At 65.1% G+C, this 14656-nt stretch carries 10 protein-coding genes; 4 read left to right on the top strand and 6 right to left on the bottom strand.

Features of this window, described 5'->3' with window-relative positions:
* Positions 1 to 159: 159 nt before the first annotated feature.
* Positions 160 to 2181 (bottom strand): molybdopterin oxidoreductase family protein, encoded by a 2022-nt coding sequence (locus Q4C89_RS10465; protein ID WP_303102555.1) that lies wholly within the window; start codon positions 2179 to 2181, stop codon positions 160 to 162.
* Positions 2182 to 2311: 130 nt separating this feature from the next.
* Between Q4C89_RS10465 and Q4C89_RS10470 the strand changes: the two genes are divergently transcribed.
* Entirely contained in the window at positions 2312 to 2971 is a 660-nt protein-coding gene (locus Q4C89_RS10470) for a hypothetical protein (protein WP_303102556.1), read from the top strand.
* A 30-nt stretch (positions 2972 to 3001) separates the two neighbouring features.
* On the opposite strand, the gene Q4C89_RS10475 is transcribed toward Q4C89_RS10470, so the two are convergent.
* Together Q4C89_RS10475 and fusA are read right to left on the bottom strand one after the other, a co-directional pair.
* Entirely contained in the window at positions 3002 to 4192 is a 1191-nt protein-coding gene (locus Q4C89_RS10475) for an MFS transporter (protein WP_303102557.1), read from the bottom strand.
* A 102-nt stretch (positions 4193 to 4294) separates the two neighbouring features.
* Entirely contained in the window at positions 4295 to 6313 is a 2019-nt protein-coding gene (gene fusA, locus Q4C89_RS10480; protein ID WP_303102558.1) for an elongation factor G, read from the bottom strand.
* 240 nt (positions 6314 to 6553) lie between these two features.
* Between fusA and pnp the strand changes: the two genes are divergently transcribed.
* Both pnp and Q4C89_RS10490 read left to right on the top strand, forming a co-directional pair.
* Positions 6554 to 8887: a polyribonucleotide nucleotidyltransferase gene (gene pnp / locus Q4C89_RS10485; RefSeq protein ID WP_303102559.1), complete on the top strand. Its 2334-nt coding sequence runs from the start codon at positions 6554 to 6556 to the stop codon at positions 8885 to 8887.
* Positions 8888 to 9011: 124 nt separating this feature from the next.
* Positions 9012 to 10187: an A24 family peptidase gene (locus Q4C89_RS10490; RefSeq protein ID WP_303102560.1), complete on the top strand. Its 1176-nt coding sequence runs from the start codon at positions 9012 to 9014 to the stop codon at positions 10185 to 10187.
* A gap of 60 nt (positions 10188 to 10247) precedes the next feature.
* Here the strand turns inward: Q4C89_RS10490 and Q4C89_RS10495 are convergent, their stop codons facing one another.
* From Q4C89_RS10495 to Q4C89_RS10505, 3 genes are all read right to left on the bottom strand, one after another.
* Positions 10248 to 10628: a hypothetical protein gene (locus tag Q4C89_RS10495; protein ID WP_303102561.1), complete on the bottom strand. Its 381-nt coding sequence runs from the start codon at positions 10626 to 10628 to the stop codon at positions 10248 to 10250.
* Positions 10625 to 11185: a VUT family protein gene (locus Q4C89_RS10500; RefSeq protein WP_303102562.1), complete on the bottom strand. Its 561-nt coding sequence runs from the start codon at positions 11183 to 11185 to the stop codon at positions 10625 to 10627. The genes Q4C89_RS10495 and Q4C89_RS10500 overlap by 4 nt, the downstream gene beginning before the upstream one ends.
* Positions 11186 to 11313: 128 nt before the next feature.
* Complete coding sequence (locus Q4C89_RS10505; protein ID WP_303102563.1) at positions 11314 to 13869, bottom strand: outer membrane protein assembly factor; 2556 nt, start codon at positions 13867 to 13869, stop codon at positions 11314 to 11316.
* 286 nt (positions 13870 to 14155) lie between these two features.
* Between Q4C89_RS10505 and Q4C89_RS10510 the strand changes: the two genes are divergently transcribed.
* Positions 14156 to 14656, top strand: a 501-nt coding sequence (locus Q4C89_RS10510; protein WP_303102564.1) for a TetR/AcrR family transcriptional regulator, incomplete at its 3' end; no start/stop codon positions are given.

A 14656-nucleotide genomic window follows, 5' to 3' on the forward strand; every position in this document is an offset into this window, starting at 1 on the left:
TCATACGGGGCTGGGCTTTACTCCGCACATCCGAGGAAAGCGCTCGAATGTGCTCTGCTTCGCAGCTTTGCAAGTCCGCGCCGCCCAGCCCCGTTTTTTCTTCCACTCGCTCTGCTCGGAAAAACAGTTTGAATACCCAAACTATTTTTCGAAGCCGTATCAGCCCTCTGCCCTCTGCACCCGAATGCGCGTGTTGTGAAAGGTACTGCCGCCGCCCAAATCGGTCAAGGTCTGGGCGGTGAGTTCGTTGATGCTCAGGCCATCGGGGGCGGACAGTCCCCACCACGTCCCCTCGACCACCGCCACGCCGACCTGCACCGCGTCCGTCACCCTGACTCGCCGCGTCACTGCGCCCTGCTCGCTGGTCAGACGGGCGTATTCGCCGTCCTGCACACCGTAAGACACAGCGTCGGCGGGGTGCAGCAAAACGTGCGGTTCGCCCCCCTCGGCACGGTTGAGGTTGTCCAAGTTGCCGTAGGTGGAATTGAGGAAATGATGCGCGGGCGGGGTCAGCAGTCGCAGCGGGTACTCGGCATTTTGCGCGGCCTGCACGGGGACAAAGCGCGGCGCAGGCGCGAGTTGCACCTTGCCGCTGGGCGTTTCGGCTCCTTCCGCGTAGGGCAGGAAGCCCTTGGGGATGTTCAGCGGCAGCGTGCCTTCGGCCTTCAGGCGCTCGGGGGTGATGCCCGCCAGATACGGATGGTCGGTGTCCAGCACCTCGCGCAGCAGGTCGTCTGCCGTCCAGTACACCGTTTCCTCGGTCACGCCCAGCCTGCGGGCGAGTTCGGCGAACACCCAGGAATTGGGGCGGCACTCGCCAGGAGGGGACAGTTCGGCGCGATTGTAGCCCAGCCAGAAATGCCCGTAACTGGTGTAGAGGTCGGGCGATTCCATAAACGTGGTCGCGGGCAGCACATAGTCCGCCAGCCGCGCCGACTCGGTCATGGCCTGTTCCAGCACCACCACCAGCAGGTCGTCCCGCGCCATGCCTGCCTTGACCCGTCCCGAATCGGGCGCGACGACGGCGGGGTTGCAGTTGTAGACGAACATGGCCCCAAAGCCGCGCTCGGGTGTCAGGGCGTCGGCCAGTTCGTTCATGTTGACGCGGGGAGCCTCGGGGCGGGTCAGGTGCGCCGCGCCCAGCCGCGTGCGGTTGAGCCTAAATGCGCCGCTGGTACTCAGCACGCAGCCGCCGCCCCTGTGCCGCCAGTCGCCCGTCAGCGCGGGCAGCAGCGTCACCGCCCGCAGCGCCGTGCCGCCGTTTTCGTGGCGGGTCATGCCGTAGCCCACGCGAATGTAGGTCGGGCGAGTGGTGCCGATGAGCCAGGCAAGTTCGCTGATTTCGGACACGCTCAGGCCCGTCACTTCGGCGGTGCGTTCCAGCGTCCAGCCCTCAGCTTCGGCCCGCAGGTCGTCCACGCCTTCGGTGGCCTGCGCGATGTATTCGGCGTCCGTCCAACCATTCACGAACAGTTCGCGCATCAGGCCCAGCGCCAGCGCCGTGTCCGTTCCTGGCCTGATTTTGTAGTGCTGGTCGGCAAAAGCGGCGGTGCGGTTGCGGTACGGGTCAACGCAGACCACCCGCGCCCCCTGTTTGCGGGCCGCCGTGATTTGGGGCGTCAGGTGCGAGTGGGTCGAAAGGCTGTTGATGCCCCACAACACAATCAGGCGGGCGTGTGGCACATCCAGCGGGTTGACCGCGAGGCGCGTGCCGTAGCCCAGGGTCCAGGCCGCCGTGCCCGCCGAAGCGCAGATGGTTTCTTCCAGTTCCGCCGCGCCCAGGGTGCGCCACAGCGCGTGGGCATGCGACCCTTCCAGCAGCCCCATCGTGCCCGCGTAGTGGTAGGGCAGGATGCTCCCCGCGCCGCGCGCGGCAATGAGGCTTTTCAGGCGGGCGGCGATGTCGTCCAATGCCTCCTCCCACGTCACGCGCTCCCATTGTGGTTCTTCAGTTTTGGAATTGGTGCGCCGCAGCGGGTAAAGGGGCCGCTCGGGGTGGTTCTGGCGGGCGGGGTAATGCACCGTCTTGGCGCAGGCAAAGCCCCGCGTGTAGGGGTGCTCTGGGTCGCCCGTGACCTTGACGGCCCTTTCCACGCCGTCTGGCCCGCGTTCGAACGTCACTTTGAGGCGGCAGGCGTCGGGACAATCCAGCGGGCAGGTCAGCAGGGCGTGGCGGGTCATGGGGGCAAGATAGCGGTGGGGTGTGGGCTATGGGCCGTGAGCTTTGCGAAGCCTCATGGCCCATAGCTCAAAGCCCACGGCTCAATCAAAAGGCTGACGCTTTGGCCTGCCCGCGCTGGCAGACTGGGGCATGTTCATTTCTATGGTGTTGGCGTCCTTGCTCGGCGGGTCGGGGCAGCCCGCGCCCGATGCCGAACTTTCGGCGCTGCGGGCCAAATATGTGGGGAAAACGGTGTGGGTGTATGGGGGTGGCAAATTCTCCTGTTCACAGAAAAACAGCACGTCTTGGCTGACCGCTCTGCCCACCGAACCCGTGCAGGTTCTCGCGGTAGAGCGGCTCAGGGTCACTTTCCCTGTGTCGCCTGTCAAGCGCAGCGGGGTTCTGCCGCCCCAGAAGGTCGAGAATCCTTTGCGGCTGACGCTCCGTCTCTCGCCCAATTACGCGGTGACTTCGTGGGGCTTTGGCGGCGGCGTGGACAACCACCCCAAAGCTGCCGACTGCCGCCGCGTGACCGAGACTTATCTGGACGGGGCCGACCTGGAAAAGAATTTCAGCCTGACCCCACCTAACGCCAACATCAGACAGATTTTTGCCGAATATCTGAAAAATGGCCCCCTCTCTGCCCCCAACAGCCTCGGCCTGACGCATAGCAAGTGCTGTGGCTGCGCGGGATTCCAGAAAGCCCGGTGGGCGACCTCAAGGCCATCCTCAGCGCCCCCACCTGGCTCTGGAATGGCCCTCCTGGGCGCGGCGACAACGTCTTTTACTTCCAGAATGACCGTGTGGTGAAAGTGGACGTACCCAGCATGGGGCCGTGAATCAGCCGACCTGCGCTGCTTCCTGTTGCCTGAGCCGCCGCCCGACCACCGCACTCAGCCCCGCCACGCCCAGCAGGGCCAGCGCACACAGCCCCGCCACCGCCCGCCAGCCGCCCGCGTCGTAGGCTGCGCCCGCCGCCACACTCGCTACCGCCGCGCCCGCGTAGTAGGTGGCGTTGTACAGCCCGCCCGCCAGACTGCGGCCTTCGGACACACTGAACTGGATGGCACTCTGGGCCGCCGCCTGCGCGATGAACACCCCCGATGACGCCAGCGCCAGCCCCGCGATGACGACCCACAGCGGCGTAAAGAGTGTCAGCGCCAGCCCTAGCAGGCTCAGGCCAGCAGCGGCGACCAGGGCGCGGGGCGTGCCCAGCCGCGCCACGAAGGGAGCCGACGCGGGCGTGACCACCACCCCCAGCAGGTAAACCGCAAAAATGCCGCCCAGCGCCCCGCTGCCCAGGTGGTAGGGCGGAGCCGACAGGCGAAAGGGAATGGTGTTGAACACCGCCACCAGCACGAACAGAATCAGGAAACCGACGACGCACAGGGTCAGCAGGCGCGGGTTTTTCAGGTGGCTGCGGAGGGTTCGGGCGGCGGCGTGCCTGTCCAGCGCGGGCTGAAAGTGGCGCGAGGGCGGCAGCCGCCACACCAGCGCCAGCCCCAGCGCATTCGTCACCATCAGGAACCAGAAGGCCGCGTGCCAGTTGCCCCCATGCGCCACCAGCCCGCTCACGAAGCGCCCCAGAAAACCGCCCAGCACCGTCCCGGAGATGTAGGCGCTGACATAGCGGCCCAGCGCGCCCGGCGGGGTTTCTTCAGCCAGGTAAGCGGTCAGGGCCACAGTGACAAGCGGAATCAGCAAACCCTGGGCAAAACGGGCCACGTTCAGCGCCGCAAAGTTGCCTGCAAAGGCCGCGCCCAGGCAAGGCAGCAGCAGCAGCGCAAAGGCCCACAGCATCACCCGCCTGCGCCCCAGCGCGTCCGCCAGCAAGCCCGCGACCGGCGAGGCCAGCGCGATGGCGAGCGTGGTGCTGCCAATCGCCGCGCCCACCTGGGCCGTACTCAGGTCAAATTCCCGCGCCAGCAGCGGCAACAGGGCTTGCGGCGTGTAGACGTTCATCAGCAGCAGCAGGCCAATGGCGAACCCGGTCAGCGGCCCGAAGCGAGCAGGGGCAGGCGAGAAACTCACCGCGCCAGCCTACGCCTTACGGGGAGAGGGTGAATGGAAGAGGGCAAACGCCGCACCCCAGCCCACGAGGAGGGGGGATACGGCGTTTGCGCGAGGTTGAGGTTAGCCCTGAGCCTGGGCCTGACGCTCGGCAATCACCTTCTTGGCGATGTGGTCGGGCACGTCCTGGTAGCCGTGGGGCTTGACGCTGAAGGCGGCGCGGTCACCTGTGAGCGAGCGCAGATCCGCCGAGTAGTTTTGCAGTTCGGCTTGCGGCACCACCGCCCGAATCACGATCAGCGTACCTTCGGGGTCCATGCCCTGCACGCGGGCGCGGCGGGTCTGTAGGTCGCCAATCAGGTCGCCCGTGTACTGCGAGGGCGCACGCACACTCAGCAGCATGACGGGTTCCAGCAGCCCCGGCTTGGCGTGTTCCAGCGCGTTTTTCAGGGCCAGTGCGCCCGCCGTGCGGAAAGCGATGTCTGACGAATCCACGTCATGGTACGAGCCGTCCAGCACGGTGATATGCACGTCTTGCAGCGGGAAGCCTGCCAACGAGCCTTTTTGCATGGCTTCCTGAATGCCTTTTTCGATGCTGGGGATGTACTTGCCCGGAATCGCGCCGCCGACCACCGCGCTCTTGAACGAGTAGCCTTCGCCAGGTTCGATGCGAATCTTGGCGTCGCCGTACTGCCCGTGTCCGCCCGACTGCTTCTTGTGCTTGCCCTGGGCTTCGGCGGCGGCGTGGATGGTTTCGCGGTAGGCAATCTGAGGTGTGGTGGTGTCCACGTTCACGCCCAGCGCCGCGAGTTTTTCGGTGGCAATCTTGAGGTGCATGTCGCCCATGCCGCTCAGGAGTTGCTCACCCGTCTGCGGGTCGCGGGTGAAGTGCAGGGTGGGGTCTTCTTCGCTGAGGCGGCTCATGGCGGTGCCGAGTTTGTCCTCGTCCTGGCGCGTCTTGGGGTGTAGCGCCAGCGTGTGGGCGGGGTCGGGCAGCCACAGCGCGTCGTACTCGATGGGATTTTGCGGGTCAGCCAGCGTGTCGCCCGTGTGCAGGTCGTCCAGTTTGGTCAGCACGCCGATGTCGCCCGCGTGCAGTTCGGACACTTCGGTGAGTTCCTTGCCGTGCATCACGTACAGGTGAGCAGGCTTGAGGTCTTTGCCCTGGGTGGTGTTGCGGACGGTGTCGCCCGCCTTGAGGGTGCCGCTCCACACGCGGATATAGGCTTCTTTGCCCACGAAGGGGTCAACACTCATGCGCCACACGCGGGCGCTAAACGGCGCGTCGGCCCTGGGTTCGCGGGTCTGACCGTCTTTGCCCGCCACCGCGCCGCGCTCCTCGGCGGTTCGCAGGCTGCCGACCAGCAGGTGCAGCAGTTCGGGGACACCCACGCCCGTTTCGGCGCTGACGGGAATCACGGGGTACAGCTTGCCCGCATGAATGGCGGTACGCAGCGCGGCTTTCAGCTCGTCGTCGCTGATGTCTTCGCCTTCCAGATAGCGGTTCATCAGGTCGTCGTCGGTTTCCACGATGGTGTCAATCAGGTTGGCGCGGGCTTCTTTCAGTTCCGAGCGCATGGAGGTCGGCACGTCCACGCTGCCCACGCCGCTCATCACGTTGACCACGCCCCTGAATTCGCCGCCTTCCATGATGGGCAAGAAGGTTGCGGCAACAGGCCCGTTGAGGCCCGATTTGACGCTGGAGAGCGCCATGTGGAAGTCGGCGCGTTCTCTGTCCATCTTGCTCACGGCGATGATGCGCGGCATTTCGAAGCGGTCAGCGGTGGCCCACACGCGCTCGGTGCCGATTTCTGCGCCGCTCACCGCACTCACGACCACCAGCGCGGCGTCGGCGGCCCGCACCGCTCCGCGAATTTCGCGCACGAAGTCGGCGTAACCGGGGGTGTCCAGCAGCGTGATTTCGGTGCCTTCGGTTTGCAGCCGCAACACGCCCGTCTGGATAGAAAAGCCGTGCGCTTTTTCGGCGTCGGTAAAGTCGCTCTGGGTCGTGCCGTCTTCCACGCGGCCCTTACGCGAAATCGCCCCACTCGCCAGGAGCAGGGCTTCGGCCAGCGAGGTTTTCCCAGCGCCACTGTGGGCCACCAGGCTGACCGTCCGAACAGGAGCATTCCGGGTCAACATATTCAATCACCACATCCTTTTTTGGGGGAAAACATTCAGACCAGATGGGCCGCCGCTGGGCCACATCCGAGGGAGGGGAAGCCGTGTGTTTTACGCTTCCGCAAACGCTTTTCTTATGCCCCGAGTCTACTCCTGTTGGGCCATTTGGCAAGAGGAGACACGGGCACTTTGAGACCCGCTCTTTGGCCGCCGCAGTAGGCCAAGACGGGAGAAGAGTGCGAACGGGCTACACTGCCTCCTATGATTGGAAAGACCTACTCCACCATGCTGGGTGGACGCGAACTGACGATAGAAACGGGCAAACTCGCCAAACTGGTCTCGGGCAGCGTGACCGTGCGCTACGGCGATACGCTGCTGCTGGTCACGGCGCAGGCCAGCGACTCCCAGAGCAAACTGGACTTTTTGCCGCTGACGGTGGAATTTGAAGAGCGCCACTACGCGGTAGGGAAAATCCCCGGCTCCTTCCAGCGCCGCGAGGGTCGCCCCGGCGAGAAAGCCATTCTGAGCGCCCGCATCACGGACCGCCAGATTCGCCCGCTGTTTCCCAAGGGCTACCGCCACGAAACGCAAGTGATTATCACGGTGCTGAGCGCCGACGGACAGAACGCCCCCGACGTGCTGGGGCCAGTTGGGGCCGCCGCCGCGCTGGGCATTTCCAACATTCCCTGGGACGGCCCCACCGCCTGCGTGCGCGTGGGCCAGATTGACGGTCAGTACGTCATCAACCCCACCGCCGAAGCATTGGAACGCAGCCGCATGGATTTGGTCGTGGCCGGTACCCGCGAGGCCGTGATGATGGTGGAATGTGGCGCCCAGACTGTGTCCGAAGACGAACTGGTGGACGCCATCGAATTTGCCCACCGCGAGATGCAGCCCGTGATTGACCTGCTGGAGCAGATGCGCTCGGAAGTGGGCCAAGAGAAGTTCAACTTCCTGCTGGAGCAAGACCTCGCCAAAGACTACGTGCCCGAACTCACCGAAAAGGCGCTGGCGGGCGGCCTCAAGGACGCGCTGCTGACGCGGGGTAAGAAAGACCGCAGCGTTAAGACCAAGGCCCTGCGCGACAGCATCATCGCAGGCTATGTCCCCGACCCGGAAGCGGAAGGAGCCGCCGACCTGATGACGGCGCTGAAAAATGCCTTCGCCAAGGTGGAAAAACAGGAACTGCGCCGCCTGATTCTGGAAGACGACCTCCGCGCCGACGGACGCAACTCGCGCACCGTGCGCCCCATCTGGATTGAGGCCCGCCCCCTGCCCACCGCGCACGGCAGCGCCATTTTTACCCGTGGCGAAACGCAGGTGCTGGGCGTGACCACCCTGGGCACCGAGCGCGACGAAATCCTTATTGACGACCTGACCGCCGAATCGGGCGACAAGTTCCTGCTGCACTACAATTTCCCGCCTTACTCCACGGGCGAAGTCAAGCGCATGGGCGGGCAATCGCGCCGCGAAATCGGGCACGGCAACCTCGCCAAACGCGCCATTCGCGCCGTGCTGCCCTCCTTTGAGGAGTTCCCCTACGTTATCCGCGTGGTGGGCGAAGTGCTGGAATCCAACGGCTCCAGCTCCATGGCGACGGTCTGCGCCGGGACGCTGTCGCTGATGGACGCGGGCGTGCCCATCAAGGCTCCCGTGGCGGGCGTGGCGATGGGCTTGGTCATGGAAGGCGAGCAGTACCGCGTGCTGACCGACATTCTGGGCATGGAAGACGCGCTGGGCGACATGGACTTCAAGGTCTGCGGGTCGGCGGAAGGTGTCACCGCGCTGCAAATGGACATCAAGGTGGGCGGCATCACGCCGCAGATCATGCGTGAAGCGCTGGCCCAGGCCAAGGAAGGCCGCCTGCACATCCTGGGCAAGATGGCGGAAGTCCTCGGCGCACCCCGTAGCGAACTCTCGCCCACCGCACCGCGCATCCTGTCCATGAAAATCAACCCCGAACTCATCGGCAAAGTCATCGGGCCTGGGGGCAAGCAGGTGCGCGAACTCGAAGCGATGGGGGCGCAAGTCACCATCGAAGAAGACGGCACCATCCGCATTTTCAGCGCGTCGGGCGAGAAAGCCGAGGCTGTCAAGGCCCGTATCGAGGAAGTCACCCGCGAGGCCAAAGTGGGCGAAACCTACGACGGCACCGTGGTCAAGATTGCTCCTTTCGGCGCGTTCGTGAACATCTTCCCCGGCCAGGACGGGATGCTGCACATCAGCCAGATCAGCGAAGACCGCATCGAGAGCGTGGAAGAAGTGCTCAAGGTCGGGGACAAGCTGAAAGTCAAGATTGTCAACATTGACGACCGGGGCAAGCTCGACCTGATTCGCCCTGAACTCGAAGGCAAGGTGGCCCCCCGCGAACCCCGCGCCCCGCGTGGCGACCGTGGCCCGCGCCCCCCGCGTGACGGGGACCGGGGTGGGGACCGTGGCCCCCGCCGCGACTTCGGTGACCGTGGCCCGCGTCCCGAAGGCCAGCGTTCCGAAGGTCAGCAGCGCACCGATGCCCCCCGTCCCGAGCGCCCCGCCGAAGCGCCCGCATCTGCACCGGCAGCAGAGGGCAGCGTGTTTCCCAAGCGCGAGGATTGAGCGCCCAGAAATCTGAGGTTTGAGAGGCCGCTTCCTGCTGGGGGCGGCTCTTTTCCGTCCTCTATGTCTATGCCCCGCGTGCGCTGACAGTTCCCTGTGACGCCCCGGCTTTTAGACTTCGGGGGTGAATCCCGACCTCCTTTTCGTCATCCTCGCTGGCATCCTGGGCCTGCTGGTGGGGTCTTTTTCCAATGTGCTGATCTGGCGGCTGCCACGCGGCGAAAACATCGCTTTTCCGCCCAGCCACTGCCCCAAGTGCGACCATCCTCTGGCCCCCAAAGACTTGGTGCCGCTGTTTTCCTGGCTGTCGCTGGGCGGCAAATGCCGCTATTGCCGCGCCCCCATCAACCCGCGTTATCCCATCGTCGAGGCGCTGACGGGCATCGGGTACGCCGCCATTGCCGCCGCTTTTCCCTTCGCCGTCTACGGGGCGGGCACGCTCGGCCTGATGGTGCTGTTCACCACCCTGCTGGTCGGGAGCGCCATCGACCTCGACACCATGACCATTCCCGACGAACTGACCCTGTCGGGCACGCTGCTGGGGGTGCTGTTCGGGTTGGCGGGGGCCGGACTGTATGCCCGCGAGGGCGTGCTGGGCCTGCCGAACGTGAGTCAGGCGGTAGAGGGCGCTCTGCTGGGCGCGGGCGTGCTGGTCGCCATCGGGGTGTTCGGGTCGTGGGTGATGCGTCGCTTTCGCGAGCGGCGTTTTCCCGAGATGCCGCTGGGCTACCAGCAAATCAGCCTGGGCCTGCTGGCGGGCGCGTGGCTGGGGCCGTGGTGGGGTCTGGGCGTGGCCGCGTTGTCCATTCTGGTCAACCTGCTCGCCAAAAGGGTGGTGCGGATTCCCGAACTGCTCACCCTGGGCGGCTTTCTGGTCAGTCTGGTGCTGAGCAGCGGCGGCACTGGCCCCAGCATCGGCGCTATGGCACAGGGCGGCCTGATGGCGGCGGGCGCAGTGGCGCTGGTCTGCGGCGTGTACTGGTGGCTGTATTGGCGCAGAAATCCCGAAACCGAGGACGACGCTGCCGACGAGGACGGCGACCCGGTGGCGATGGGCTTCGGGGACGTGAAGTTGGCGGCGGCCATCGGCGCGTTCCTGGGGTGGGAAAGGCTGCTGATGGCGGTCGTGGCGGCCATTTTCGCGGGGGCAGTGCTGGGGCTGGTGCAACTGGCCCTGAAAAAGGGGCGGCAGATTAAATTCGGCCCCTATCTGGCCTTCGGGGCGATGGTGGCACTGTTCTGGGGCGGCCCGCTGCTGGACGCTTGGCAGCAGTGGCAGAACTCTTTAGTGCAGCCCTGAAAGCCGTAAAAGAAGTCCCCACCTGACTGTTCGGTGGGGGTTTTTCTTTGCAGGCAGCAGTCAAGGCTGAGCAGGCGGCAGCGGCGCGGGTCTTCCCACCGCCCGGATGCGCTGGCCCTGACGCAAGCGGTTGAACTGCACGTCGGCCACCGCTTCGACCTCGTGGCCCAGCAGGTGCGCGGCGTCCTCGGCCACGGTCTGCACGAAAAATTCCATGTCGCGCACCACCGGGTGCCCCACGAAGCCGTCTATGTAGGCGTCCAGGCTGAACAGTTCGAGCAGTTGGGCCTGGGCACGGTAGCGCAGGGTAAGGGTACTACCGGGCTTGGGATTTTTGGTCATGGGGCAGAGTTCGGGCAGGTGCAGCACATGTTCCACGTCGGTTTCCATGTCGGGGCGGGCGTTGGCGATGGCCCGTAGCAGGTGAGCTTGGTCGCTCATGCGGCCTGCAGGGTCTGGCCCCGGCGCACGCGGAAAGCCAGCAGCGCGGCAATCAGATACTTCGCCAGAATGTCCGCGAAGATAATTTGCAGGATGTCGCGGGTGCTCATATCGCCCCAGAAGGCCAGTAGCGTGAAGATGATGGAATCGAGCGGCACGCTCACGGCGTTGCTCGCCAGCACCCGCGTCCACCAGTTGCGGTGAATCAGGCTCTGGTAGACGCCCGTATCGGCCAGTTCGCCCACCAGAATCGCCAGGAAGGACGCGCCCACGAAGCGCAGCGGCGTGCCCAGCAGCAGCGCCGCCACCGTGTTGACCAGCAGCGCCAGCGCGATGGCGAGGTAGACGGTCCGCAAGCCGCCGCTCTGATGAATGCGGTCGCGCAGGGTAAAGACGGCGGCAAAGAAAATGGTGCCGATGCTCAGCAGGCCGAACACGGGCAACTGAATGAATTTGTCGAGGGTCAGGTTGGCGAGCAGAATGCTCAGGGCGTACAGCACCACGAGAATGGTCGGCAGCAGGGCAGGGCGGCCCAGGCCAGTCGGCAGGGTGGTCATCTCTCTCCTCCTCGGCCACAGCGACAAAACAGGTCACGGGCCAGTGGCCCAGGATAGCGGAAGGAGAGCGCCGAAAAGAAAATTCCCTGACCACCAGGGGCCAGGGAGACAGATCTATCAGCTGAGGCTTACCAGAAGTTGCCGATGCGGAAGTGGAAGCGTCCGCCGTTGATGGGCGTGCCGTTGCCGTCAGCGCGCTGGGGGCTGTAGCCGTAGTCGAAGCGCAGGCTGGGCAGCTGCGTGCCGCCAAAGCCCAGGTTGAGCTGCACGCCCGCGCCGACGCCGTAAGCGCTCTTGGCGGCCTCGCCACTCTTCCAGGTCGTGCCGTAGTCGGCGAACAGCACCCCGTACAGCCCCTGCGCCACGCCGCCCGACAGACCGAAGTCGTAGCGGTATTCCAGGCTGGAGGAGAAGTAGTTGGTGCCGAACAGTTGCCCGTCTTCCAGGCCGCGCAGTTCGCGGGAGGCCAGGGGGTTGGAGCCGCCGAGGTAGTACCCGGTGCCGTCGGGGAAGTTGCCGCTGGTCATACCCGTGTTGGCACGGGCCGCCAGCACCTGCTTGTAGGTTTCCAGGCCGAAGGACCGCTTGACGCGCCCGCCGAAGCCGTAATAGCCACTCACACCGATTTCGCCATCCGTCCAGCCCAGCGGCTGATCGCCCTGACGTCCGAAGTTGTAGCCCACCGCGCCGTAGGCCCGCACGCCACGTCCGGGGAAGTTGGCGTCGTCGGTGTTGTCGTAGTTCAGGGCGGTGCTCAGGCGGGTGGTCAGGCTGGTGGCGGGCAACAGGGCCGCCGCTTCGGTGTCGGTCAGGGTGCTGACTTCGCCGTCCTGCTTGGTCTCGAGGTAGTAGTTGCGACTGTTGAACGACGCGCTGACGTTGCCGCTGAGGTTGGGGGTGATGTTGCGCCCCAGGCCCAGGCTAAAGCCCGAAGTCCGCACCGTGTAGTCGCGCCCGGTGTCCTTGTCGCTGCTGTCGAGCAGGGCATTGTTGCCGCCCACCGTGCTGCCGACCCCGAAGCTGAGGCTGGTGCGCTTGCTGCGGAAATCGGCAAAGTCGAGGTCGAGCCAGGGAATGGTGTAGTTGAGGTTGCCGAACCAGTTTTGCCCGGCCTGGTTCTGGGTGGCCCCCAGGTTCACGCCGAAGTTGTGGCCCAGACCGAAGACGTTGGAGTTGACATACCCGATTTCACCGTTCCAGCCGCCCTGCATGCTGTCGTAGCCCAGGCTGAGGTTGACCGGAATCCCGGTGCGGCCTTCCGACACGGCGATGACGTAGGTGATCTTTTCCGGTGCCTGCGGGTCGCTCTTGACGCGCACGTCGTTGATGGTGACGTAGCCCAGCGCACTGATGCGGCCCAGGGCGGCCTGCACGTCCTTGCTGTTGAAGGTCTGCCCCGGCAGCGGTAGTTCGCGCAGAATCACGCGGTCCTGGGTCTTGTGCTGGCCCTGCCATGCCAGTTCGTAGCCCGCCAGTTGCACCTCGCGCACGGTGTAGGTCAGCACGCCGTTCTGGAAGGAAATGGCGTCACGGGTGCTGATTTCGTAGCCCGCCTGACGGTAGAGGTCACGCAGCGCGATGAAATCGTCCTGCGCCAGTTGCGGCGAATACACGTCGCCCACCTTGGTCTTGAGGGCCGCCTGAAGCGCCTTGGTTGGCACCTTGGTGTTGCCCACGATCACGATGCTGCTGACCGGGCCGCTTTCCACGTCCGCCGCGCCGAACAGCACCCGCACCTGGGCCGGGTTCTGCGGGTCGGCGTCGAGGGCAAAGCCCACCGCCTTGCCCGTCTGGTTGGCGAGGGTCCGCACGTCGGCCTGAAGCTGCGAGAGGCGCAGCGGCTGCCCGGCCTGGGTTTGCAGCGTGGGCGTCTGGGCGAGTTCACCCAGCGGCGAAAGGTCCACGCTCGCCACGCGGCTTTCGAGCACGGTGGCTTTCAGGACGCCATTTTCCAGGGTCACGCTGCGGGGGTCGAGGCCTGCCTGGAAGTACCCGGCTTCGTCGTAAGCGGCCTGAAGCGCGTCTGCCGCCGCAAAAAACGCCTGGGTGGTAAAGCGTTTGGCGTTTTGCATCGGCTTGAAAATCTCGACGATTTTGCTCTGGGGCAGCAGCGTCACGCCCGAGATTTCCACGCGGGTCAGCGGGGCCGACTCGTCCACCACGAACGACACGCTCACGGTGCCGTCGCTGTTGGTCGTGGTCTGGGTGCTGATGCTGGGCACGAAGGGAAAGCCTTCCTGGCGGTAGTTCTGCGCCAGGGCTTCCTTGGCCTGCTCCAGGCGCTTGGTGTTCAGGGTCGCGCCGGGGGCGATGTTCAACAGTTCGGCCACGCTGGCCTTGAAGGCGTCGCCGGGCAAGAAGGCCATACCGCTGGCCTGCACGTCCTTGATGGTGGGGTTGGGCGTGACGGTGACGACCAGCGTGTCCTGCCCGCCCACGGTACGCAGTTCGGCGGCAGCAGTCTTGAAATACCCGCTGTCCAGCACGTCCTGCTCGACCTGACGCAGATTGACGCTGGAAAGGGGCGTGCCGGGCTGCACCGTCAGCGTGGTCTTGACAAAGTCCGCGAGCAGGTCGGTGGTCCCGACCACGCTGATTTGCTGGACGGTGCCCGCCTGCTGGGCAAATGCCGGAGCCGGGGCAATCAGGGCGATGGTGACGGCAAATGTCAGGGGGTGTCTCATGTTTCTCCTAGTGTCGCACGGTCTGGCCCTCGGGGGATAGGCAGCAGGTCACGGACGTTGCGTCACAGTTGCCCAAGGCACGCTGAGAAGGGTGAAGGGAGGTTGACTCAGGACTCATCACCTGGGCCGCAGCTCACCTCTGCTACCTTCCTTTGCCCAGTTTCGGCGGGCCGGAGCAGGCGCGGGTGTCCAGAGAGACGGACGCCATACAATAAATGACCGCCAGTTCTCTGTACTGGTGAATACCTTCACTTTGAGATGTACGCGGAAGGGTTACGATTCTGCGGTGTCTGCCGGTCCTTCTCGCCCCCTCCGCGCCCGTAGCGCCACCGAAAAGAGTCGCCGCCGGGATGACATCCTTCAAGCGGCGGAGCGGCTCTGGACTGCCGGGGTCTACACCGACCTGAGCATGAGCCAGGTGGCGCGGGAAGCACGTCTCGCCAAGGGAACCCTCTACCTCTATTTCGACACCAAAGAAGAATTGTTTCTGGCGCTGTTGACCGACCATCTGCGGACTTGGTTGCAAGAACTCCACACCCTGCTTCAGGAACGCCGTCCCCAGCAGCCCACCGAAATCACGGCCACGCTGCTCCAGTCTATCCAGGGCAAGGAAAACCTGCGCCGATTGCTGCTGCTGCTCAATACGGTTCTGGCCCGCCGCCTGTCGCCCCAGACCCTTCTGAATTTCCGGCGTGACCTGCGCCACCTGTACGAAGCCGTGCTTCCCTTGCTGCCCTGTCGAGCGGCTGGCAGCACGTCGCAGACGACTACTCCTTTCCTGGTGACA

The organism is Deinococcus sp., assembly GCF_030523985.1.
GTDB lineage: Bacteria > Deinococcota > Deinococci > Deinococcales > Deinococcaceae > Deinococcus.